At 54.8% G+C, this 281-nt stretch carries 3 tRNA genes; all 3 read right to left on the reverse strand.

Features of this window, described 5'->3' with window-relative positions:
- Positions 1–2: 2 nt before the first annotated feature.
- Positions 3–76: transfer RNA gene (locus G9G54_RS25020), tRNA-Asp, on the reverse strand.
- 25 nt (positions 77–101) lie between these two features.
- A tRNA-Met gene (locus G9G54_RS25025) sits at positions 102–175 on the reverse strand.
- Between the two features lie 30 nt (positions 176–205).
- Positions 206–281 (reverse strand) — tRNA-Val (locus G9G54_RS25030).

Below are 281 nucleotides of genomic sequence, written 5' to 3' on the forward strand. Positions count from 1 at the left end.
GGCGGAACTGACGGGATTCGAACCCGCGATCTCCTGCGTGACAGGCAGGCATGTTAGGCCTCTACACCACAGTTCCAGAGGCATTTCCAACAGGAAATTAATTGCGGGGGTAGGATTTGAACCTACGACCTTCGGGTTATGAGCCCGACGAGCTACCGAACTGCTCCACCCCGCGACATTAAAAGGCATTTCTCAAATTTTCTTATGGTGGAGGCTGAGGGGATCGAACCCCCGACCCTCTGCTTGTAAGGCAGATGCTCTCCCAGCTGAGCTAAGCCTCC

It is taken from the genome of Paenibacillus sp. EKM212P, assembly GCF_011066115.1.
Taxonomy (GTDB): domain Bacteria; phylum Bacillota; class Bacilli; order Paenibacillales; family Paenibacillaceae; genus Paenibacillus; species Paenibacillus polymyxa_B.